This window comes from Corynebacterium sp. HMSC034E11 (assembly GCF_001835905.1).
GTDB classification, from domain to species: domain Bacteria; phylum Actinomycetota; class Actinomycetes; order Mycobacteriales; family Mycobacteriaceae; genus Corynebacterium; species Corynebacterium coyleae.
This window is the reverse complement of sequence record NZ_KV826382.1, coordinates 74933-96598: the sequence shown is the minus strand read 5'-3', so window position 1 is coordinate 96598 and position 21666 is coordinate 74933. Positions and strand designations below refer to the sequence as shown.

The window sequence follows — 21666 nt, the reverse complement described above, 5'->3', positions numbered from 1 at the left end:
GGGACGCGTGATTAGTCGCGTGCCTGGAACTTCATCGGGATGCGCACGCCGCGCTCCTGCGCGACCTCGTTGGCGCGGGAGTAACCGGCATCCACGTGGCGGATGACGCCCATGCCCGGGTCGTTGGTGAGCACAGCCTTGAGCTTCGCCTCGGCGAGCTCGGTGCCGTCAGCCACCGTGACCTGGCCGGTGTGGATGGAACGACCCATGCCCACGCCACCACCGTGGTGGATGGATACCCAGGTCGCGCCGCCGGACACAGCGGTCATGGCGTTGAGCAGCGGCCAGTCAGCCACAGCGTCGGTGCCGTCGAGCATGGACTCAGTCTCGCGGTACGGAGAGGCAACGGAGCCGGAGTCGAGGTGGTCGCGGCCGATGACGATCGGTGCCTTGACCTTGCCTTCCTTGACCAGGTTGTTGAAGATCACGCCGGCCTTGGCGCGCTCACCGTAGCCCAACCAGCAAATACGTGCCGGCAGGCCTTCGAACTCCACGTACTCCTCAGCTGCGTCCAGCCAGCGGTGCAGGTGCTCGTTGTCCGGGAAAGCCTCCTTGATGGCCTGGTCGGTGACCTTGATGTCCTCCGGGTCGCCGGAAAGTGCAACCCAGCGGAACGGGCCAAGGCCCTCGCAGAACAGCGGGCGGATGTAGGCCGGGACGAAGCCCGGGAACTCAAACGCGCGGGAGTAGCCGGCCTTGCGGGCCTCGTCGCGGATGGAGTTGCCGTAGTCGAACACCTCGGCGCCCTCGTCCTGGAACTCGACCATTGCCTGGACCTGTGCGGCCATGGCCTCGCGGGCCTTCTTGGTAAAGGTGGTCGGGTCGGCGTCTGCCTCGGTGTGCCAGTCGGCGAACGGGATCTCGCTTGGCAGGTAGGACAGCGGGTCGTGTGCGGAGGTCTGGTCGGTGACGATGTCCACGGTGAACTCGCCAGCGCGGTGGCGGCGCAGCATCTCCGGGAAGACCTCGGACGCGTTGCCGACGAGGCCCACGGACAGGGCGCGCTTCTCGTTCTTCGCGTCGGTGACCAGCTTGATGGCTTCCTCGAGGTCGGTGGTGACCTCGTCGAGGTAGCGCTTGCCCTGGCGGCGCTTCAGGCGGCCCTCGTCAACATCGACGATGAGGCAGGCGCCACCGTTGAGGGTGACGGACAGTGGCTGTGCGCCACCCATGCCGCCGCAGCCGCCGGTCAGGGTCAGGGTGCCGGCGAGCGTGCCGTTGAAACGCTTCTTCGCCACAGCCGCGAAGGTTTCGTAGGTGCCCTGTAGGATGCCCTGGGTTGCGATGTAGATCCAGGAACCGGCCGTCATCTGGCCGTACATCATCAGGCCCTCGTCCTCGAGCTCGCGGAAATGCTCCCAGTCCGCCCAGTCGCCAACCAGGTTGGAGTTGGCGATGAGCACGCGCGGCGCCCACTCGTTGGTCTTCCATACGCCGACCGGCTTGCCCGACTGGACCAGCAGCGTCTCGTCGGACTCGAGGTCCTTCAGCGTATCGACGATCGCGTCAAAGGCCTCCCAACTACGTGCCGCACGACCGGTGCCGCCGTAGACGACGAGATCATCGGGGCGCTCCGCAACCTCCGGATCAAGGTTGTTCTGCAGCATGCGCAGCGGGGCCTCGGTCTGCCAGGACTTTGCAGTGATCTCAGTGCCTCGCGGGGAGCGGACCTCGCGTGCACCTTCGGACCAGTTCTTCGCCATGGGAATCCTTTCTACGGCTCATTGAGTTTCGTGATGCAGGACCACAATCCGACAGGAATGTAACCCGCGTTACATTGAGGATAAGGGAGCAATGTGGTTGCTGGAATACAGTTTTTGCCCGGTTTGTCTCGGATACGAGACAGACCGGGCAGTGGGGGTTAGAAGATCAGGTACGCAATCGGCACCGTCAGGATGATGGACAGCACCCCGCGCTGGAACCAGATGATCACCATGTGGCTGATCTTCAACGGGATGTCCGTGGCCAGCACCGCCGGGATCATCGAGGAGAAGAAGAACACCTGGCTGATGGAGACCACACCAACGGTGAAGCGCAGTACGTCAGACTCGTTGCCAGCCGCCAGCGTTGCCGGCAGGAACAGCTCAGAGAGGCCGATGGCAAACGCCTCGGACGCGAGCCACGGATCCGGCAACTGGAACACCCACGCGAGCGGATAGAACAGCGCGCCCAGAATCTTGAACGCCGGGGTGTAGAACGCCAGCGCCAAGCCGATGATGCCAACAGCCATGATGCCCGGGATGACCTGGATGGTCATGATCACGCCGTCTTTGAAGTTGCGCCAAATGGTCTTCGGCAGCGACTCCGCCTGCGCCAAAAACGCCTTTGCTTCCTTCCACGCGGCAGCAATCAGGTTGCCCTCCACGCGCTCTTCCGGCTGCGGGGTGGCACCGGGGTAGTAGTCGTCCGGGATCGTGCTCAGCGGAGGGATGCGGACGATGACCACGGTGACCAGGAAACACACGATGAGGGTGACCGCGAAGTACACGCCCCAGATCTCCATCAGGTCCAGCGTTCGCGCCACAACCACCATGAACGTTGCGGACGCGGTGGAGAACCCAGCCGCGATGATCGACGCTTCGCGGGCGGTGTATCCGCCGGTGCGGTAGACGCGGTTGGTGATCAACAAGCCCAGCGAATACGAGCCCAGGAAGGACGCCACCGCGTCAACGGCAGACTTGCCCGGCGTGCGATACACCGGCCGCATGAACCGCTGCACCATCACACCGATGAATTCCATCAGGCCGAAGCCAACCAGCAAACCCAAAAACACCGCGCCGACTGGGATAAGCAGGCCGACGGGGATGACGAGTTTGTTCAGGATGAAGGGGCCGAGGCGTTCGTCGAAAAGAAATGCGGGGCCGAAGTTGAACACGAGCATCGCGCACAACACCACCGCCAGCGCGGACAGGAACGCGAACACGGCACGCGCTTTATCCTCGCGCCACTTGCCGGTGGCGAATTGGTAGACGGCGCCGGCGGTGATCATCACCAAGGTGATGTACGGCAACGCCGGACCAAGCGCCGCTTGCAGCCAGCTCACAATGTGATCCAGCAGAATCGTGTTCTTCTCTCCGACAGTAAACGGGACGAAGAACGCAAAGGAACCGATCGCGCTGTAGAGGAAAAACCTCCACTTGTTCTTCGGCTCCAGGCTGTCCACCTCGTGCTCGGGTGGAAGGGACGGGACGGCGGCAATATTGTCGCCCGGAATCCAACGGGTGCTGCCACCACGACGTGGGGTCTGCGTTTTATCCATGGTGCTGCTCCTTTACGGAACTCAGGTGGTGCGCGGATCTTCGCTCAACCAGGACTGGATACGTTCGTTGTCTTGCCCCAACTCCGGCGCCGGCGTCGGCTTTTCCATGCCGGCGAGTTTGAGTGGGGAGGCGAGGGTGCGGAACCCATCCGTTTCTTCAACCACCACGCCACGCTCCTGGGCGAACGGGCTACGCAGCGCCTCGTCCAGGTCGTACACGCGGGCGGTGGGCACGCCATGTTCTTCAAACAGGGCGATGGTCTCCGAGCGTGTCTTCGTGCTCAGCGCTTCTTCGATCAGTTCGCGCAGCGCAACCCGGTTGTCGGAGCGGGCCACCGGCTCTGCAAAGCGATGGTCGGTGGCCATCTCCGGGATGCCCAGCGCGTTGGCCAGGCGCTCGAACAGCCGGTTCGTGGTGATCGCGATGACTACGTCGCCGTCCTTGGTCGCATACGTGGAAAACGGCGCTGACAGGCCGTGGTCGTTGCCGATGCGGGTGGGCGGGGTGTCGTCGTAAAGCGCACGCATGCCTACGGACTCCATGACGGAGATGAGCGAGTCGTACATAGCAAGGTCCAAATGCTGGCCGGTGCCGGTGGATTCACGCTGGTAGAGCGCCGAGACCGTGCCGATGGCCGCATAGAGGCCCGGGATGAGATCGCCCAGCGAGATGCCCACGCGCGTTGGCTTGCTGTTCGGCCAACCCGTAATCGACATCAGGCCACTCATCGCCTGCGCAACTAAGTCGTACGCGGGCTCCTTGGCAAGCGAACCCGTCTGGCCGAAGCCGGAGATGCTCGTCACCACGAGGCGCGGGTTGATCGCCAGCAGATCCTTCGGCCCAAGGCCGAGCTTCTCAAGCACACCAGGGCGGAAATTTTCGACGACGACATCAGCGCGGCGGACCAGATCACGCAACACCTCCTTGTCGTCGTCATTTTTGAAGTCCAGCGTGATGCCCATCTTCGAGCGGTTGAACAGGCGGTAGTAGGCGGACGTACCGTCGACGAACGGGCCGAACTGACGCGAATCATCGCCCCACGGCGACTCCACCTTGATCACCTCGGCGCCGAGATCCGCCAGGATCATCGAGCAAAACGGGCCTGCAAGCACGCGGGAAAGGTCGAGGACACGGATTCCAGAGAGTGGTGCATTCATAGTGTTGCCTCCTGCGTGGACTAGACGAAGGCCGATTCGCCCGTGATGGAACGACCGACGATGAGCTGGTTGATGTCGTAGGTGCCCTCGTAGGAGTAGATGGCCTCGGCGTCGTTGAAGATCTTCGCCATGCGGTAATCCGAGATCAGGCCGTTGCCGCCGAGGATCTCGCGGCCGAGCGCGACCGTCTCACGCATGAGCTTCGAGGTGAACGCCTTGGCCAGCGCGGACTGCTCGTTGTTCGCGGAACCGCGATCCTCCATGCGGGCCAACTGGGCCATCATCGACTCGGAGGCAACGAGGTTGCCCTGCATGGTGGCCAGCTTGTTCTGGTTGAGCTGGAACGAGGAGATCTTCTTGCCAAACTGGATGCGCTCATCCGCGTAGCCGAGTGCCACGTCGAGCGCGCCCATTTGCGTACCGACGGCCTGCCAACCCACCGTGGAGCGTGCACTCTTGAACACCTTGTTGATGTCCTTGAACGAGTTCGCGCCCTCGAGCTTGTCGCTGTCCGGAACAAACACGTTGTCGAGCGTGATGTCGGCGTTTTGCACCGCGCGGATGGCAATGCGGTTTTCCATCAGCGTGGCCGTGTAGCCCTCGGACGTGGTGTCCACGATGAAGCCCTTGACCTGCTCGTCCTCCGGGTCGCGGGCGTAGACGGCGACGTAGTCGGAGAAGGTTGCGTTGCCGATCCAGCGCTTCGCGCCGTTGAGGATCCAGCCGCCATCCACCTTGGTGGCTGTGGTGCGCATGCCCTGGGCAACGTCGGAGCCAGCCTCCGGCTCCGTGATCGCAAGCACGCCGGTCTTGCGCACGGCGTAGAGGTCCGGCAGCCAGCGCTCCTTCTGCTCCTCCGAGCCGAGCAGCTCGATGCTGCCGGTGAACAGGCCGTCCTGGCCGGAGAAAAACGTGCCCACGGAACCGTCGGCGCGGTGAATCTCCGCCGCGACGAGGCCGGCCAGCAGGCGGGAGCGACCCTGGCCGCGCACGAGGCTGATGATGTTGAGCTCGCCTATCGACGGCAGCAGCTCGTGCGGGAACTCCGAACGGTTCCAATAGTCCACCGCGATCGGGAGCACCTTCTCCTTTGCCCAATCGCGGACGTTGTAGAGGATGTCCTTTTCCTCCGTGGACAGTTCGCTTTCAAAGTCGTAGAAATCGCCATTCGGGTACCGGCCAGCCATGGTGAGACTCCAATCACAATCTGCGGGGGTTAATGATGTAGGCGACAGTGTATGGAGTTTTCCGTGGTAACAAAGGGGGCAGTGTCGCCAGTTGTCTGGGTTCCCAGACTATTGGTGATGCGTAATAGAAAACGGGCGGCGCCGATGCTGCGGCGCCGCCCGTTGAGTAGTGCGGTTTAGCGAAGTGTGCCCACAACCGCTTCAACGGCCTTGACGTAATCGCCGCCCTTGACCAAATGCACGGAATGCTCAATCTCCGGGGCCAGGAAACGATCGGTGCCCGGGCCCTCCACATGCTTGCGCAGCGTGGACAGAGCAGCACCGGTGCCGACGGACGGCTCACCCTCGCGCATGTCCAGCGCACGCGCGGCGGTGAGGATCTCCACCGCAAGCACGCGCTGCAGACCATCGATGCTGCGGCGCAGCTTGCGGCCCGCCGACCAGCCCATGGAAACGTGGTCCTCCTGCATCGCGGACGACGGGATCGAATCCGCAGACGCCGGCACCGCGTTGCGCTTGAGCTCGCTGACAATGCCTGCCTGCGTGTATTGGGCGATCATGTGGCCGGAGTCCACACCCGGGTCGCCCGCGAGGAACGCGTTGAGGCCGCGGTTGCGCGCCGGGTCGAGGAAGCGGTCCGTGCGGCGCTCGCTAATCGACGCCAAATCCGCCACCACAATCGCCAAAAAGTCCAACACGTACGCCACCGGTGCGCCGTGGAAGTTGCCGTTCGAGGCGACACGGCCGTCCTTGGCCACCACCGGGTTGTCGTTCGCGGCGGCGAGCTCGCGGTCCGCCACCGTGGTCACGTACGTCAGTGTGTCGCGGAAACCGCCGGCGACCTGCGGGGTGCAACGGATCGAGTACGCATCCTGCACGTCGTTAGCCTTGAAGCCCTCGAGCGCAGCTGTCAGAATCGGCGAATCTGCCGCAATGGTGCGGATGTTGTACGCGGCATCCGCCTGGCCCGGGTGCGGGCGCAGCTGCTGCAGGTCGTCGTCGAAAACGGACAGCGTGCCGTTGAGGCCCTCCACGCTCATCGCGGTTGCGATGTCCGAAACCTTGGCGGCCTCGCGCAGATCTGCGATGGCCAGGCACAGCATGCCAAGCATGCCGTCGGTGCCGTTGATCAGCGCCAAGCCTTCTTTTTCGCGCAGGACCAGCGGCTCGATGCCCGCCTGGGACAGGGCGTCAGCGGCCGGGATGATCTCACCACCCTTGACGCGGACCTCACCCTCGCCCAGCAGGGCCAAGGCGCAGTGGGCCAGCGGCGCCAAGTCGCCGGAGCAACCCAGTGAACCGTACTCGCGCACCACCGGCGTGATCCCAGCGTTCAGCGCGGCGGCGTAGGTCTCCGCCACCACCGGGCGCACACCCGTGCGGCCCGTGCACAGCGTGGACAGGCGCAGCAGCATCAGCGCGCGAATGACCTCTTCTTCCACCTCCGGGCCGGAGCCCGCGGCGTGGGAGCGCACCAGCGATACCTGCAGCTGCGCGCGCATATCTTCCGGGATGTGCTTCGTGGCCAGGGCGCCAAAGCCAGTGGAGACGCCGTAGACCGGGGTCGGGTCCGCAGCGAGCTCCTCGATGTGCTCACGGGTAGCGGCGATTTCCTCGAGCGCCGCCGGATCGATCTCAACGTTTGCGCCGTAGCGCGCGACGGCGACGACGTCCTCAACGGACAGCGCGCCGATGCCTACTGTGACGGGGTTAATAGTTGCCATGCGTGCGATGCTAGATCACACCGTTGTAGTCCTCAACGATTACCAAAAAACTGCGTACGCAAGCGGGCCGAAGCATCCGTCAGCGCTCCGAGAAGCTCCTGCTTGTCGGCACTTCCCACCGGGAACGTCGCCGCAAGCGCCGCCGCCGGTCGCTCCAGATGGTCCAACACCGCAACCGCCACGGACTCCTGCCCGCGCGAGACTTCCTCGCATTCGCTTTCCCAGCCGTGCTCGCGGACGTCGATAAGCTGCGCTTTGACCTCGCTGTACCTACGGCGCTCGCCAGACGACGTGAACACCGCGCGCAACTCCGCGTCCGGCAAATACGCGAGCATGATGCGACCCGACGCCGTAGCCAACGCCGGCAAACGCACACCAACCTCCGTCACCAACGACACCGCCCCTGGAGCACGCACCTCGTGCAGGTACACAATCTCCGACCCGGCCAGGCGCGTCAGGTGAGCCGAACCCCCAGCAAGCGCAGCAATACGCGCCAGAGGCTTCGCCGCGAGCCGCACCAACGGCTGCTGCGTCGTGTAGGCCTGCGACATGCGATACGCCGCCAACCCCAACCCGTACGTGCCCGGGTTTTTCAGGTGCACCACAAAGCCGGAATCCTCCAACTCGCGCAGCAAGTGGTACGTCGTCGAACGGGGCAGCTCCAACTCGCGTTGGATACGGGTCGCAGAAATCGGCGCATCTGTGGTGGACAGCAGCGACAGGATGCGCAGCACATTGTGCGCAGCGGGAACCTGGGGCTTATTCATCGCCTCTCAGTATGCCCCGACGCTAGGCTCGTGTGGCATGAACACAGTCACAGCACCACTTTTCGCCCCCGCCCCCGACTGGACCGGCCGCGACGACGGCCCCGGCGCTGAGCACGCCCGCTGGCACAGCGAGGTCTCCACCAACGCCGAACCACAGGAAGGTGCCGTGCACCTCATCGGCTTTGCCTCCGACGAAGGCGTTGAGCGCAACGGCGGCCGCCAAGGCGCCGCCCAAGGCCCCGAGGCGTTGCGCGCCGCACTCGGCTCCCTCGCTATTCACCACGAGCACACGCTTATCGACGCCGGCACCGTCACCACCCAAAACGACGACCTCGAAACCGCGCAACGGACCCTTTCCGACAAGGTGTATGACCTCGTCACCGCGCAAGGCGCAGACGGCATGACCGTCGTGCTTGGCGGCGGACACGAAACCTCCTTTGCCACCCACCGCGGCGCCTACGAGGCCATCGGCCCGATGCACATCATCAACTTCGACGCCCACTTCGACCTGCGCACCGCCAGCCGACCCACCTCCGGCACACCCTTCCGCCAGATCGCCGACCTAGCGGGCAGCGACTTCGACTACTCCGTCTTCGGCATCTCCCAGCCCAACAACACCAAGGTGCTCTTCGACACCGCCGACGACCTCGGTGTGACCACCGTGCTGGACACCGAACTTGCTGAAATGTCGATGCGCGAAGCCGTCTACCGCGCCCTCGCCTCCGTCGACGGCGACCTGCCGATCCACCTCTCCATCGACCTCGACGTCCTTCCCGCCGCCGTCGCGCCGGGTGTGTCCGCACCCGCGGGCTTCGGCGTGGACTACGCGAAACTGCGCGCCATGGTCTCCGCCGTCGCCGCCACCGGCCGCGTCGCGCTGCTGGATGTTGTCGAACTCAACCCAGATTTCGACGTAGATAACCGCACCGCCAAAGCCGCAGCACGGCTTATCGACGATGCGGTAACTGCGACGGCAGGGCGTCGTCGTTAAGCAAACGCCCCTTAGAACAGCAGGTGGGCGACGGGCACCGTAATGATCACGGTGAGCACCACGCGGATGAACCAAATAATGACCATCTTCACGATGTTCAGCGGAATGTCCGTTGCCAACACCGCCGGCACCATCGCCGAGAAGAAGAAAATCTGGCTCACGCACACCACAGCCATGGTGAACTTCAACACCATGTCATCCGAACCCGCCGTCAACGTGGCCGGCAGGAACATCTCCGCCAAGCCCGTCGCCAGCGCACCCGACGTTGCCCACGGTTCCGGCAGACGCAGCAACCACACCACCGGGTAGAACACCACGCCAACGGCCTTGAACACCGGGGTGTACGTCGCCAGCACCAGGCCAATCACGCCAACCGACATGATGCCCGGCGTGACCTGCACCGCCATGACCAAACCGTCGCGGAAGTTCGTCCACAACACCTTGCCCAACGAATCCGCACGGTTGAGCTCAATCTTCGCCTCACGCCATGCCGCCTTGAAACGGTTGCCCGTAATCTCCTCCTCCGGGTGCGGCGTCGCCCCCGGATAGTAATCCTCCGGAATGCGCGAAATGGGAGGGATGCGCACCGTAATCGCCGTCACGATAAACGTGATGATGAAAGTGATGAAGAAGTACGCAGTCCAGTACTCCATCATGTCGAGCGTCTTAGCCACGATCACCATAAACGTCGCCGACACCGTAGAAAACCCAGCCGCCACAATCGAGGCCTCACGGCCGTTGTAGCTGCCGTTCTTATACATACGGTTCGTAATCAGCAGACCCAGCGAATAAGAACCAAGGAACGACGCCACCGCATCCACCGCAGACTTACCCGGAGTGTGGAACACCGGGCGCATGATCGGCTGAACCATCACACCAATGAACTCCATCAGGCCAAAGCCCACCAGCAAGCCCAAGAAAATCGCACCCACCGGGATCAGCAGCCCGACCGAGATCACCAGCTTGTCCAAGATAAACGGGCCGATATCCGGGTTGAACAGCCACGCCGGGCCGAACCCGAACGTCAGCATCGCGCACAACACAATCGCCAAAACGGACAGCGCCGCAAAGGCCATGCGCGCGTAGTCCTCCTTCCAGCGACCAGTAACGAACTGGTAGATCGTGCCAGCGACGATCGCCGCCAACGCCAGGAAACGGGTGCCCTCGCCGAGGGTCGTGGTGATCCACGTGACGATGTGATCCAGCAGGATCGTCGACTTCGAGCCGTTGATAGAAAACGGCACGAAAAACGCGAAGATACCGATGGCGCTGTACACAAAGAAACGCCACACCGCCTTCGCTTTCACATCCGCATCGGGGGTGGCGTCGGGATTGGTATCAGCCGGGGACGTGGAGTCGTCGACAAGCACATGCGAACTTGCGGGCAAATCCTTGACCGGCCAAGCAGGCGAGTACTTACGCAAGCGATTCGTGCGCTTACCAGCGGGTTCCATAAACATCCTTTCAATACTGCAGCGGCGTCCGCAACGTCTGCCCAACAATTGGGGCCGAATATTTTTGGTGCCGAAGAATAATTTTTACACAAAAAGTGACACACGGCACAAAGTGATGGTCTAGATTCTCTAGTTACTTGAAACGACGTTCAAGAAAACCCCAGCACACAAACAAAAGGAGGGCGCCATGGAAGGGTTCATCGACACCCTCAATGGCCTCATTTGGTCCAACTGGTTGGTATTCCTGTGCCTCGGCGCAGGCGCATACTTCACACTCGTCACCCTGTTCCTGCAGATCCGCTGCCTGCCCGACATGATCCGCCAACTCAAATCCGGCGAAAAGTCCGAAGAAGGCATCTCCTCGTTCCAATCCCTGATGATCTCCCTTGCCGGCCGCGTCGGCGTCGGCAACATCGCCGGCGTCGCCACCGCCATCGCCTTCGGTGGCCCGGGTGCCGTCTTCTGGATGTGGCTCGTCGCCCTACTCGGCTCCGCAACCTCGTTCATCGAGTGCTGCCTCGCCCAGATCTACAAGGAAACCGACCGCGACACCGGCGAATACCGTGGTGGCCCGGCCTACTACATCGAAAAGGCCTACAAGCACACCACCGCCGCACCATTCATGCTGGTCTACGCCATCATCTTCGCAATCTGCATGCTGCTGGCAACCTCCTACTTCCTCCCCGGCATCCAGGCCAACGGCGTAGCCGCAGCCGTGGACAACGCATGGGGCATCGACGTCAAGATCTCCGCAGCCGTCATGGCGATCCTCCTCGCCTTCATCATCATCGGCGGCGTGAAGCGCATCGCGAACTTCGCATCCATGGTCGTCCCGTTCATGGCCGCCATCTACATCATCATCGCCATCGTCGTCCTCTTCGCCAACGCCTCCGACATCCCCGAAGTCTTCGGCATCATCTTCCGCTCCGCCTTTGACAAGGAAGCAGCATTCTCCGGCATGCTCGGCGCAGCCATCATGTGGGGCGTCAAACGCGGCATCTACTCCAACGAAGCAGGCCAAGGCACCGGCCCGCAGTCCGCAGCAGCCGCCGAAGTCTCCCACCCCGCCAAGCAGGGCTTCGTCCAGGCATTCGCCGTCTACATCGACACCCTCTTCGTCTGCTCCGCAACCGCCTTCATCATCATCTCCACCGACATGTACAAGGTGTTCGAAGGCCAGTCCGAAGACGGCGCCGTAGTCTACGACGGCTCGCTTCCCGACGGCGTGCCCGTCGGCCCCGGCTTCGTCCAAGAAGGCCTGAACTCCTTCTCCGCCGGCCTCGGCCCATCCTTCATCGCGCTGGCCATCATGTTCTTCGCCTTCACCACCGTGCTGGCGTACTACTACATGGCAGAAACCAACTCCGTCTACCTCAACCGCTGGGTAAAGAACGAAGGCGCCCGCAAGGCCATCATCTGGGGCCTACGCGTCCTGATCATCGCTGCGGTGTTCATCGGCGCAACCACTACCCCGGGCAACGCGTGGGCACTCGGCGACATCGGCGTGGGCGCAACCGCATGGCTCAACATCGTCGCCATCCTCTTCCTGCAGGTCCCGGCCCTCAAGTGCTTGTGGGACTACCGCCGCCAGAAGAAGGCCGGTATCGACCCGCACTTCGACCCCGAAGCACTCGGCATCAAGAACGCCGACTTCTGGGTTGAGCGCAAGAACGAGCTCATCGCCGCTGGCAAGTGGCCCGGCGTTGAGGGCACCGCAGGTGCTGCTGGTGCTGGCTCTGGCTCGACGGTCGTGCGACCAGACGAGCAGTAAGCGCTTACTGCTCTAAGCCGGTCCCCGGGTTTGCGCCCGGCGGCCGGCTTTTTCGTGCGTGGCGGGGTGGTTCGGTTGGGTGCCGGTCCCAAACGGTACATCCAACACAGCTCATTTCGCTGATTTTCGACGAAATGCACCGTGTAGGAGGCGCCGTTTAGCTTTGCGACGCCCCCCACCGACCCCACCGCCACAGATGGTGAGAACGCAACGGAGAGCTTGCGAGTTTTTACGCGTCTTCACCGTTGTGTTCTCACCATGTGTGGGAGGGGCGGGGGCGGGGGAAAGGAGGCGCAGCCGGCCCACCCGCCAACCGGCCGCCAACCAGCCGCTACCGCAGCCGGGCGAACAGGGCTTCGGCTGCCTCGTCGTCCCAGAGCACCACGTTGCCCACTTCGGTGTCGTCGAAGCCGCCGATGGGCACGGTCTCGGTGTCAAGGCCGCCGCGCATAGCGAAGGCGATGCGGGCGAGGTTCCAAACGTGGTCGCCGGAACCGACGGTGAGCAGGGTTGGCGCGACCCACAGCAGGCGCCCGACGCGGAACGGGTTGAGGAACACCGCAGGTGAGAACACTCGTGAGGTCAGTGCGCTGAGGAATTCGCGTTGGCGGACGACGCGGTCGAGGTCGCCTTGGGCGGTGGCGCGGGTGCGTACGTAGCCGAGTGCGGTGGGGCCGTCCATCTTTTGGCAGCCGGGCTCGACGAACAGGTTGGCGAGGGGGTCGTCGATAGGTTCGGCGACGCAGATTTCCACGCCTCCGACGGCGTCGACAACTCCGGCGATGCCGCCCATACCGATTTCAGCGTAGCGGTCGATGTGTAGCCCGGTGTTTTGCTCCACGGTCTGCACCAGAAGTTCGGGCCCGCCGAGGGCGAACGCGGCGTTGATCTTGTCGTAGCCGTATCCGGGAACTGGCAGGTAGGAGTCGCGCGGGATAGACATCAGGGTTGCTTTGCCGTGCAGCGGCAGGTGGAGCAGCATGATGGTGTCGGTGCGTGTGGAGCCGATGTCGCCGCCGGTGCCGAGCCGTTCGACGTCCTGTTCGCTCAAGCCGGTGCGCGAGTCGGAGCCGACGAGGAGCCAGTTGGTGCCGGCGGTACCCGCGATTTGTTCATCGGGGAGTGCGGCGACGCGGTTGAGGCGGGCGTCGGTAAGGAGGACGGACGCGAGCGCGATCACGACGATGAGGGCGATGATGCTGCCGCATCCAGGGCGTTTTGCTTGACGACGACGCCCCGCCGACCCCTGCCGCCTCTTCGACACCTGCAGCGGCATCGGCCGTTCATCACGGGGTGCCTGACGCTGCGCGGGCCTGTACTGGCCCTGCGCTGGGCGCTGTCCGGGCCGGTACTGCGCCGGACGGGCAGGCTCGCGCGGAGGGTACTGGGGCGCGCGGCGTGGCTCGTAGGCGGGGCGTGGCTCGAACACGGTGTGGCCGGGTTCGACGCGGCGTTCTTCCCGGCGCCACTCGTCGCGGCGCGGGGGTCGCTCGGCGGAACGTGCGGGCCGCTCCGTATGGGAATCCGCAGGCCGTGCGGTCTGTGAGGGCCGGCGGCGGACGGGCCGGCCGTAGCGGTCGACGATGGGTTTTCCGTCTTTGCCCAGGACGAACTCGCCCGCGTTGTCGCGGGGGTCGTTGGAGTGGGGCGTCGTTGACATAAAAACAGTGTAACCAGTGTGACGCGTGTGGTTAGATTCCGAGCCACGACAGGTCGAGGAGTGGGTAGGCGATAAACGCCACGGCGTCGATGAGGAAGTGGGCGATGATCAGCGGCCAGATGCGACCGGTTTTGTGGAAGTACCAGGCGAACACCACACCCATGACGATGTTGCCCAGGCCCGCCGAGATGCCCTGATACAGGTGGTAGGACCCGCGCAGCACGGCGGAAGCGGCGATGAACTGCCAGGGCTTCCAGCCGAGTTGGCGCAGGCGGGTGACCAGGTACATCACCACGACGACCTCTTCGCCGAAGCCGTTGGCCAACGACCACAGCAGGGAGGTCGGGATCTGCACGGCCTCGGTGGTCGGTACGACAACTTTGGACAGGCCGAGGTGCACGGCGGTGACGTAGAACGCGAGCCCGGGCAGGCCGATCAGGGCGGCGAATCCGACACCGCGGGCGAGGTCGGGGAGGCGGGGTAGGCGGGGTGGTTGCGCTCGGTCGTCGAGAAGAAACCATGCGAGCCCACCCCACGCGAACAGGGTCAACGCCGAGCATGCCTGGAGGGCGAGGTCGAGCCACGGGATGGTGGAGGTGGCGTCGTAAATCGTGGTGGTTTGTTCGCTGAGCGGGGCTTTGAGTAGCGAGTCGATGAGGCGCAGGGCTGCGCGCAGGCCCGCGGTGCCGAATGTGACGGCGAGGACCAGCAGGATCTCTATCTTCAGACGCCGTTGCATGCGGTAACTTTAGCGCCATGCACGAAATGTGGGCGCGCACCGTCGTCGAGGTCGTCGGCCGGGAGTATCCGGCGGCGATGCACCACGCGAGCCTCGGGCCGGCCGACACGGATGTCACCCCGCGCCGCCTGCACCCGGCGTTTTGGGGGTCTTTCGACTGGCATTCGTGCGTGCACATGCTGGCCAGCGGGGTGAAGTTGCACAAGCTAGTCGACGACCCCTCGCTCACCGACCTGCTCAACCAGCGCCTGACCGCCGACAACATCGCCGCCGAGGCGGTCTACCTGCGCGAGCACCCGCTGTACGAGCGGCCGTATGGCTGGGCGTGGGCGCTGCAGTTGTGCAAGGTCACCCAAGGCACCCCATGGGAGGCCGCGATGGCGCCGCTGGCCCGCCAACTGGAGGGGAACATCACCGCGTGGCTGGGCACGCAGCAGTTGCCGGTGCGCCACGGCGTGCACAGCAACTCCGCGCTCGCGCTGCTGCTGATCATCGACGCCGCCGACACACTCGGCCTCCACAAGCTCCGCTTGCTTTGCGACGACACCGCCCGCACCTGGTTCGAAAACGACCACGCCTACCCACACACCTGGGAACTGTCCGGCCACGACTTCGTCCCCAACGGGCTGGCGCAGGCGGCTCTGATGCAGCGCGTGCTCGGCGAGGATTTCCCCGCCTGGCTGGACGGCTTCTTCACCCCGGGCGCGCTGGAGTTCTACGCCACCCCGATCCATGTCAACGACCCCGACGACGGCCAGCAGGCCCACCTGCTCGGGTTGATGTTGACGCGGGCGTGGTTGCTGCGGGCCATCGGTAAGCCAGAGGGCACGCAGATGCTTATCGACACCACCGTGCCCCACCTCACCGGCACCAACTTCATGGCCACACACTGGCTGATCACCTACGCGCTACTCGCTGAAGAAACAGCACAGGAGAAGAAATGACACGAATTGCGTATCTCGGACCCGAGGGCACCTTCACCGAGGAGGCGGCGCGCCGCTTCGACTCCACAGGCCAAGCCGAGTTCGTCCCAGTCGACTCCCCGGCGGCGGCGCTTAAAGCAGTCGCGGAAAGCAAGACCGATTGGGCGGTGTGCGCGATTGAGAACTCCGTCGACGGTGCGGTGACCACCACCGCCGACGCGCTCGTCGACACCCCCGGCGTGCAGATCTACGCCGAGACGGAACTGTCCATCGCGTTCGCCATCATGACACGCGCGGGCGAAACACTGGGCAGCGCCCGCCGCTTGGCCACCCATCCGGTGGCGTACAGCCAGGTCAAACGCTGGGTTGGTGAGCACGCGCCGGGCGTGGAGTTCGTCCCGGCGTCCTCGAACGCGGCCGCGGCGAAGATGGTCGCGGACGGCGAGGCGGACGTGGCGGCCGCGCCCGAGCGCGCTGCGGACCTGTTGGGCCTGGACGTCCACGCTCGTGGGGTGGCGGATATGGAGACGGCGCGGACTCGGTTTGTGCTCGTCGGTAAGCAAGGCAAGGTACCTGCCGCAACAGGCAACGACCGCACCGCCATCGTCTTCCGCACCCCCAACAAGCCCGGCACGCTGGTCGGCGCGCTGCAGGAATTCGCGGTGCGCGGGGTGGACATGTCGCGCATCGAGTCGCGCCCGACCCGCAAAGAGCCCAACACCTACAACTTCTTCGTCGATCTGGTGGGCCACATTGACGACGACCCCATCGCCCAGGCAATTGCCGCCGTGGGGGAGCAGGCGACGCAGATACGCATGCTCGGGAGCTGGCCGAAGGCCTAGCCCCAGCCGAGCGCGTGCAGCTCGTGCTCCTCTAACCCGAAGTAGTGGCCGACCTCGTGCAGGACAGTCACCTTCACCTCGTGGCGCAACTGCTCCTCGTCGGCGCAGATGGCCTCGAGCGCGTTTTTGTAAATAAACACCGCATCGGGAAGGAACCCGGAATGGTTGGAGTGCTGCTCGGTCAGCGGCACGCCCTCGAACAGGCCCAACAGTGTGGGGTCGTCGGGGTTGAAGTCGCGGGCCAAAATCACCATGTTCTGCATGTGCTCGGCGAAGCGGTCCGGGATGGTGTCCAACGCGTCGTTGATCATCTCCTCGAACAGTTCGTCGCTGACCGGGGCCATCATCAGAACTGCACCGGAGCCTCAGGTGCAGGCGCAGGCGCTTCGGGGGCAGGCGCTTCGGGGGCAGGCGCTTCCGGCGCAGGCGAAGGCGCAGGTGCCGGGGCCTGCGACTGGTTTGCCTGCTGCTCAGAGCGCAACGGGCGGCGTTCGGGGCGTGCGGGTGGCGGGGCGTCGTCGATAAGCAAATGCTCGCGGCCCTGCGTCGCAGACCCGGTGAGGTTGGCAAACTGGCCCTCCGGGCGCGAGAACATCAACGCGCAGTTGGCGCTGCGGGAACCGCCCTCCCAAGCGGCGGCGGTTTGCGAGGTCCAGAACGGGCGCAGCGCAATCTGGTAGAGCGCCTCCTCGCTGCCCAGGTAATCCTGCGCGGCCTGAGTGCACACGTCGCCGAGGAATTTGTCCTGCTCCTCGACCGACGGGGTGTGATCCGCGAAGTGCTTGGCCAGGTTGACGCGGCTGGTGATCTCCAACTGGTGCGGCTCGCCGCACGGCACCACGGACAGGGAGTTTGCGGCGTCGATGGCCACGCACTCGCCGGCCTCGAACACGCGGGCCTGGTCCGCATCCGCAACCCGGCCGGAGGTCAGCACCGGCTCGCCGTTGCTGTCGGTTTCCTGCAGGCCACACAGCATGGTGCGGTCCCCGTTTTGCCACGCGTCGGCCGGCGGCAGGATCGGAGCGATGGAGAAACGTCCGTTCGGGTCGTACTTGCCGTCCAGGTAGCGCAGGGTTGCAGCGCCACAGAGTTCCTCGCGCAGTTGCGCCTGGCGGGTCTGGTTTGGCAGCGGCGCCTCGGGCCCGAACTCGGAGGTGGGGTAGGTGGCCAGGTCCTCGCGCGCGGCAACCTCGAAGCGGTGCTCGCCGGCGCAATCCGCCTGCTCAAAGTTGGTATGGGTGCCATCTTCGGCAACCTGCCACGTCAAACACGAGCCGGCGTCGGCGGTGGTGAACGACGCCGCCTCCGCAACAGAACTCGAGGTAGACGAGCCGCCCGCCGGGTTCGCGGAGCCGGAACTATCGGCGGTCAGTCCGTAGGTGCCAGCGCCCACCGTGCCCGCCAGGGTGGCGATGAGGAAGGCGCGCAGCGCGGTCTGTTTCGAAGCCATGGCGCACCATTATTCCACTTCGCGGGCGACCCGTGTAGTCAGCCGGTAGCGGTCCGTGCGGTACACCGAGGAGCAATACTCCACGTTGCTGCCGCCACTTCGGGCGTAGCGCAGGATGTGGAGCAGGGCGGTGTCCGGGGTGACGTCGAGAAGCGGTGCGTTGTCGGGGCCGGCCGTGACCGCGGTGACGGTCTGCTCCGCTTCCGTGATGCCCAGCCCGTATTCGTTCTCCAGCAGGGTGTACACGGAGTGGTAGACGTCGTTTTCCAGCAGGTCAGGTACGAGGATGGAGTTGTACCAGGCGTCGTCGACGGCGTACGGTTCGCCGTCGCCAAGCCTGAGGCGCCGCAGGCGGATGTGCTCAGTGGTCGGCGGGGTGCCGAAGAACGTCGCCACCGCGTCCGGCGGGGTCGTGCGCTCAGAGAGCAAAATTCTCGACGAAGCCTCCACCCGCTGCGCCCGCATCTCGTCCGAAAAACTCGCCAGGTGCAGACGGCTCACCAGCGGGGCAGGCGCCACAAACGTGCCTTTGCCCCGCACCCTGCGCAAACGGCCCGCAGCAACGAGGTCCCCGATCGCGCGGCGCACCGTGATGCGGGACACGCCGTAGGCCTCTTCTAATGCCCGCTCGCCAGGCAGGGGGTCGCCGGGGGAGAGCTCGGTGGAGATCAGCTCGTCGATAATCGCGCGCAGCTGCTCATGCTTGGGCACGGGGCCGTCAGTGATGCGGGTGGGCATAAGGCCACCATAGCGCACTGGTTATGACCGGATAGCGGATCGGCGTACGCGCGTCGGGGAACAAGGTAAGGTATGCAACTGTGATTGATCTGAAGCGTGTGCGCGAAAACCCCGAGGCAGTCCGCGAGTCCCAGCGAGCTCGCGGAGAGGACCCAGCGCTTGTCGACGAGCTATTGGCCGCCGACGAAGCCCGACGCTCTGCGATCCAAGCAGCAGATGAGCTGCGCGCCGAGCAGAAAGCGTTCGGTAAAAAGATTGGCCAGGCAGCCCCGGAGGACCGCCCGGCACTGCTGGAAGGCTCTAACGAGTTGAAGGCCCGCGTGAAGGAAGCCGAAGCTGCGGAAGCCGAGGCGCAGGAGAAGCTGGAGAAACTGCAGTACTCCATCGCCAACGTCATCGAGGGCGCCCCGGCTGGCGGCGAAGAGGACTTCGTGGTCCTCGAGCACGTCGGTGAGGTCCCCGAGTTCGACTTTGAGGTCAAGGACCCCCTGGACCTCGCCGAGCCGCTCGGCCTGATCGACATGAAGCGCGGCACCAAGGTCGGCGGCGCGCGTTTCTACTACCTCACCGGTGACGGCGCCTGGATGCAGCTGGGCATGCTCATGCTCGCCGCGCAGAAGGCCCGCGAGGCTGGCTTCAAGCTCATGATTCCGCCGGTGCTGGTACGTCCCGACATCATGCAGGGCACGGGCTTCCTCGACGCGCACGACGAGGAGATTTACTACCTGGAGCGCGACGATATGTACCTCGTCGGCACCTCCGAGGTCGCGCTTGCCGGCCTGCACCAGGACGAGATCATCGACCTGTCCGACGGCCCGCTGCTCTACGCCGGCTGGTCCTCCTGCTTCCGCCGCGAGGCCGGCTCCTACGGCAAGGACACGAAGGGCATTCTGCGCGTCCACCAGTTCGACAAACTCGAAATGTTTGCGTACTGCAAGCCGGAAGACGCAGAGGAGATGCACCAGAAGCTTCTCGGCCTGGAGCGCGACATGCTCGCCGCCGTTGAGGTGCCGTACCGCATCATCGACGTCGCCGCCGGCGACCTGGGCTCCTCTGCAGCCCGCAAGTTTGATACGGAAGCGTGGGTGCCGTCGCAAAACACCTACCGCGAACTGACGTCTACCTCGAACTGCACCACCTTCCAGGCTCGTCGTCTGCAGACGCGCTACCGCGACGCCGACGGCAAGACCCAGATCGCCGCAACCCTCAACGGCACCCTGGCCACCACCCGCTGGCTCGTCGCCATCCTGGAGAACAACCAGCAGGCCGACGGTTCCGTGCGCGTGCCTGAGGCGCTGCGTCCGTGGGTTGGCAAGGAAGTGCTCACGCCCTAATGAAACTGCGCGCCTACCGTGGATTCAACGTCCCGCAACGCTTTACTGAAAGCCCAGCCCACCGTGAGGAGGCGGTGGAGCGCTTCTACCAGGGGCTCGTGGGTACGCTACGGCGCGTGATGCGGGCGTTGAACATCGACGTCACCGTCATCGGCGCCGAACACGTCCCCACCGAGGGCGGCGCGCTTATCGCCGGTAACCACACCGGTTACGCCGACTTCATCCTCATGGGCACCGGCCCCTACCTGCGCGGCGAGCGCCTCGTGCGCTTCATGGCCAAACAGGAAGTCTTCGACGTACCCGTCCTCGGACGCCTGCTGCGTAAGATGCATCACGTGCCGGTCAACCGCGCCCACGGCAGCACCGCCATCGCGCCCGCCGTGGAGCGACTTCGCAGCGGCAACTTGGTCGGCATCTTCCCGGAAGCGACCATCTCCCGCTCGTTCGAACTTGCCAGTTTCAAGACCGGGGCCGCGCGCATCGCACACCAAGCCGGGGTGCCGCTCATCCCGTGCGTGATCTGGGGCTCCCAACGTATTTGGACCAAGGACCTGCCGAAACACTTCCGCAACGTGCCGGTCATCGTCCGCTACGGCGCACCCGTCGAACTCACCGGGGACGCCGAGACCGACATTGCGGAACTCAAGCGCCAGATGCAGTTGCTTCTCGACGAATCCCGCACCGAATACACCGCACTCGCCGGCCCCGGCACAGGTGAGCCCTGGCTGCCCGCCGCCCTCGGCGGCACCGCACCCACTATTGAGGAGGCCGACCGGATCCACGCCGAGGAACGCGCCGAGAAAGCCGCGAAGAAGGGCCGGAAACCATGACCACCTCGCTGCCGGACACCGCACCCCGCCTGATCATCTCTGACATTGACGGCACCTTCATCACCTCCGCCGGTCGCGTCACCCCGCGCCTGCGCAACGTGGTGTCCCGTGCGATTTCCAGCGGCGCTCACTTCGGCCTGGCCACCGGCCGACCCCACCGCTGGCTCATCCCGGTGCTCGAGCAGCTCCCGGTGGCACCCGTGTGCGTGTGCGCCAACGGCGCAGTGGTCTACGACCCCACCGAGGACCGCGTCCTCCACACCCACGAACTCACCCCCGACACCATGGGCGAAATCCTCCACGACGTCGAACGCGCACTTGCTGGCGTTTACCACGGCTACGGCGTCGAACGCGTCGGCTCCTCAGCCCTCGACCCGGAGGACGAATGCTTCCTGATCACGCCGGAGTACAACCCGGATGCGTGGGATAGTCGGTTTGGTGTCGTCGATAAGCAAACGCTCATCGAAGTGCCCGCCGCGAAACTGCTGGTCCGCTGCCCCGACATGACCTCCGCGGAGATGTACGACATCATCGCACCGCTTATCGACGACACCACCGCCCACGTCACCTACTCCATGGACGAAGGCCTCATCGAAATCTCCCGACCCGGCGCCAACAAAGCCACCGGCGCCCAATACCTCGCCGACCGCTACGGGCTTACCGCCGCCGAGACAATCGCGTTCGGCGACATGCCCAACGACCTGGAGATGCTCCAGTGGGCGGGCACCGGCGTGGCCATGGCTAACGCCAAACCCGAACTCAAAGACGCCGCCGACCACGTCACCAACACCAACGACGAACACGGCGTCGCCGCAGTCCTCGAGCGCTGGTACTAGGGC

The 21666-nt window shown here is 64.6% G+C and carries 19 protein-coding genes; 7 read left to right on the top strand and 12 right to left on the bottom strand.

What is annotated here, in order from left to right:
• Positions 1-11: 11 nt before the first annotated feature.
• The 6 genes from hutU to HMPREF2690_RS01250 form a co-directional block, all read right to left on the bottom strand.
• Positions 12-1703: a urocanate hydratase gene (hutU, locus tag HMPREF2690_RS01275; protein ID WP_083308984.1), complete on the bottom strand. Its 1692-nt coding sequence runs from the start codon at positions 1701-1703 to the stop codon at positions 12-14.
• A gap of 158 nt (positions 1704-1861) precedes the next feature.
• The gene (locus HMPREF2690_RS01270) at positions 1862-3259 is read right to left on the bottom strand and encodes a YjiH family protein (protein ID WP_141761160.1); all 1398 of its coding nucleotides are present in this window, start codon (positions 3257-3259) and stop codon (positions 1862-1864) included.
• A 21-nt stretch (positions 3260-3280) separates the two neighbouring features.
• Positions 3281-4417: a CaiB/BaiF CoA transferase family protein gene (locus HMPREF2690_RS01265; RefSeq protein WP_070819939.1), complete on the bottom strand. Its 1137-nt coding sequence runs from the start codon at positions 4415-4417 to the stop codon at positions 3281-3283.
• Between the two features lie 20 nt (positions 4418-4437).
• The gene (locus tag HMPREF2690_RS01260; protein ID WP_070422648.1) at positions 4438-5604 is read right to left on the bottom strand and encodes an acyl-CoA dehydrogenase family protein; all 1167 of its coding nucleotides are present in this window, start codon (positions 5602-5604) and stop codon (positions 4438-4440) included.
• A gap of 176 nt (positions 5605-5780) precedes the next feature.
• Entirely contained in the window at positions 5781-7328 is a 1548-nt protein-coding gene (hutH, locus tag HMPREF2690_RS01255; RefSeq protein WP_070819938.1) for a histidine ammonia-lyase, read from the bottom strand.
• Between the two features lie 32 nt (positions 7329-7360).
• On the bottom strand, positions 7361-8095 hold the full coding sequence (locus tag HMPREF2690_RS01250; RefSeq protein WP_070819937.1) for an IclR family transcriptional regulator: 735 nt from the start codon (positions 8093-8095) through the stop codon (positions 7361-7363).
• A gap of 37 nt (positions 8096-8132) precedes the next feature.
• On the opposite strand from HMPREF2690_RS01250, the gene hutG reads away from it, so the two are divergent.
• The gene (gene hutG, locus HMPREF2690_RS01245) at positions 8133-9086 is read left to right on the top strand and encodes a formimidoylglutamase (protein WP_070819936.1); all 954 of its coding nucleotides are present in this window, start codon (positions 8133-8135) and stop codon (positions 9084-9086) included.
• An 11-nt stretch (positions 9087-9097) separates the two neighbouring features.
• Here the strand turns inward: hutG and HMPREF2690_RS01240 are convergent, their stop codons facing one another.
• On the bottom strand, positions 9098-10540 hold the full coding sequence (locus HMPREF2690_RS01240; RefSeq protein WP_083320267.1) for a YjiH family protein: 1443 nt from the start codon (positions 10538-10540) through the stop codon (positions 9098-9100).
• 187 nt (positions 10541-10727) lie between these two features.
• Between HMPREF2690_RS01240 and HMPREF2690_RS01235 the strand changes: the two genes are divergently transcribed.
• A complete protein-coding gene (locus HMPREF2690_RS01235) occupies positions 10728-12311 on the top strand; it encodes an alanine/glycine:cation symporter family protein (RefSeq protein ID WP_083279457.1) in 1584 nt (527 codons plus the stop codon).
• A 331-nt stretch (positions 12312-12642) separates the two neighbouring features.
• Here HMPREF2690_RS01235 and HMPREF2690_RS01230 read toward each other — a convergent pair whose 3' ends face one another.
• Entirely contained in the window at positions 12643-13971 is a 1329-nt protein-coding gene (locus HMPREF2690_RS01230; RefSeq protein ID WP_083320266.1) for an LCP family protein, read from the bottom strand.
• Positions 13972-14002: 31 nt separating this feature from the next.
• On the bottom strand, positions 14003-14710 hold the full coding sequence (locus HMPREF2690_RS01225) for a CPBP family intramembrane glutamic endopeptidase (protein ID WP_070819935.1): 708 nt from the start codon (positions 14708-14710) through the stop codon (positions 14003-14005).
• Between the two features lie 17 nt (positions 14711-14727).
• On the opposite strand from HMPREF2690_RS01225, the gene HMPREF2690_RS01220 reads away from it, so the two are divergent.
• Positions 14728-15654, top strand: a complete 927-nt coding sequence (locus HMPREF2690_RS01220) for a DUF2891 family protein (protein ID WP_070819934.1) — start codon at positions 14728-14730, stop codon at positions 15652-15654.
• A complete protein-coding gene (gene pheA / locus HMPREF2690_RS01215) occupies positions 15651-16475 on the top strand; it encodes a prephenate dehydratase (protein WP_070819933.1) in 825 nt (274 codons plus the stop codon). The genes HMPREF2690_RS01220 and pheA overlap by 4 nt, the downstream gene beginning before the upstream one ends.
• On the opposite strand, the gene HMPREF2690_RS01210 is transcribed toward pheA, so the two are convergent.
• Genes HMPREF2690_RS01210 through HMPREF2690_RS01200 form a run of 3 tightly spaced genes read right to left on the bottom strand, consistent with a single transcriptional unit; the run spans position 16472 to position 18663 of the window.
• Complete coding sequence (locus HMPREF2690_RS01210; RefSeq protein ID WP_070568884.1) at positions 16472-16819, bottom strand: metallopeptidase family protein; 348 nt, start codon at positions 16817-16819, stop codon at positions 16472-16474. The genes pheA and HMPREF2690_RS01210 overlap by 4 nt on opposite strands.
• A 2-nt stretch (positions 16820-16821) precedes the next feature.
• Complete coding sequence (locus HMPREF2690_RS01205) at positions 16822-17925, bottom strand: septum formation family protein (RefSeq protein ID WP_070819932.1); 1104 nt, start codon at positions 17923-17925, stop codon at positions 16822-16824.
• A 9-nt stretch (positions 17926-17934) separates the two neighbouring features.
• Entirely contained in the window at positions 17935-18663 is a 729-nt protein-coding gene (locus HMPREF2690_RS01200; RefSeq protein ID WP_070819931.1) for a GntR family transcriptional regulator, read from the bottom strand.
• Positions 18664-18743: 80 nt separating this feature from the next.
• Here HMPREF2690_RS01200 and serS point away from each other — a divergent pair, with 80 nt between their 5' ends.
• Genes serS through HMPREF2690_RS01185 form a run of 3 tightly spaced genes read left to right on the top strand, consistent with a single transcriptional unit; the run spans position 18744 to position 21663 of the window.
• On the top strand, positions 18744-19997 hold the full coding sequence (serS, locus tag HMPREF2690_RS01195) for a serine--tRNA ligase (protein WP_070819930.1): 1254 nt from the start codon (positions 18744-18746) through the stop codon (positions 19995-19997).
• Positions 19997-20827 carry a lysophospholipid acyltransferase family protein gene (locus HMPREF2690_RS01190; RefSeq protein ID WP_070819929.1) on the top strand — a complete coding sequence of 277 codons (831 nt, stop codon included), beginning with the start codon at positions 19997-19999 and terminating at the stop codon, positions 20825-20827. The genes serS and HMPREF2690_RS01190 overlap by 1 nt, the downstream gene beginning before the upstream one ends.
• The gene (locus HMPREF2690_RS01185) at positions 20824-21663 is read left to right on the top strand and encodes a Cof-type HAD-IIB family hydrolase (RefSeq protein ID WP_070819928.1); all 840 of its coding nucleotides are present in this window, start codon (positions 20824-20826) and stop codon (positions 21661-21663) included. Before HMPREF2690_RS01190 ends, HMPREF2690_RS01185 begins: the two co-directional genes overlap by 4 nt.
• Positions 21664-21666: the final 3 nt, after the last annotated feature.

Excerpts from the sequence above, each read along its gene's own strand:
- hutU (WP_083308984.1), bottom strand. The coding sequence starts at position 1,703 with ATGGCGAAGAACTGGTCCGAAGGTGCACGCGAGGTCCGCTCCCCGCGA.
- HMPREF2690_RS01270 (WP_141761160.1), bottom strand. The coding sequence starts at position 3,259 with ATGGATAAAACGCAGACCCCACGTCGTGGTGGCAGCACCCGTTGGATT.
- HMPREF2690_RS01265 (WP_070819939.1), bottom strand. The coding sequence starts at position 4,417 with ATGAATGCACCACTCTCTGGAATCCGTGTCCTCGACCTTTCCCGCGTG.
- HMPREF2690_RS01260 (WP_070422648.1), bottom strand. The coding sequence starts at position 5,604 with ATGGCTGGCCGGTACCCGAATGGCGATTTCTACGACTTTGAAAGCGAA.
- hutH (WP_070819938.1), bottom strand. The coding sequence starts at position 7,328 with ATGGCAACTATTAACCCCGTCACAGTAGGCATCGGCGCGCTGTCCGTT.
- HMPREF2690_RS01250 (WP_070819937.1), bottom strand. The coding sequence starts at position 8,095 with ATGAATAAGCCCCAGGTTCCCGCTGCGCACAATGTGCTGCGCATCCTG.
- hutG (WP_070819936.1), top strand. The coding sequence starts at position 8,133 with ATGAACACAGTCACAGCACCACTTTTCGCCCCCGCCCCCGACTGGACC.
- HMPREF2690_RS01240 (WP_083320267.1), bottom strand. The coding sequence starts at position 10,540 with ATGGAACCCGCTGGTAAGCGCACGAATCGCTTGCGTAAGTACTCGCCT.
- HMPREF2690_RS01235 (WP_083279457.1), top strand. The coding sequence starts at position 10,728 with ATGGAAGGGTTCATCGACACCCTCAATGGCCTCATTTGGTCCAACTGG.
- HMPREF2690_RS01230 (WP_083320266.1), bottom strand. The coding sequence starts at position 13,971 with ATGTCAACGACGCCCCACTCCAACGACCCCCGCGACAACGCGGGCGAG.
- HMPREF2690_RS01225 (WP_070819935.1), bottom strand. The coding sequence starts at position 14,710 with ATGCAACGGCGTCTGAAGATAGAGATCCTGCTGGTCCTCGCCGTCACA.
- HMPREF2690_RS01220 (WP_070819934.1), top strand. The coding sequence starts at position 14,728 with ATGCACGAAATGTGGGCGCGCACCGTCGTCGAGGTCGTCGGCCGGGAG.
- pheA (WP_070819933.1), top strand. The coding sequence starts at position 15,651 with ATGACACGAATTGCGTATCTCGGACCCGAGGGCACCTTCACCGAGGAG.
- HMPREF2690_RS01210 (WP_070568884.1), bottom strand. The coding sequence starts at position 16,819 with ATGGCCCCGGTCAGCGACGAACTGTTCGAGGAGATGATCAACGACGCG.
- HMPREF2690_RS01205 (WP_070819932.1), bottom strand. The coding sequence starts at position 17,925 with ATGGCTTCGAAACAGACCGCGCTGCGCGCCTTCCTCATCGCCACCCTG.
- HMPREF2690_RS01200 (WP_070819931.1), bottom strand. The coding sequence starts at position 18,663 with ATGCCCACCCGCATCACTGACGGCCCCGTGCCCAAGCATGAGCAGCTG.
- HMPREF2690_RS01190 (WP_070819929.1), top strand. The coding sequence starts at position 19,997 with ATGAAACTGCGCGCCTACCGTGGATTCAACGTCCCGCAACGCTTTACT.
- HMPREF2690_RS01185 (WP_070819928.1), top strand. The coding sequence starts at position 20,824 with ATGACCACCTCGCTGCCGGACACCGCACCCCGCCTGATCATCTCTGAC.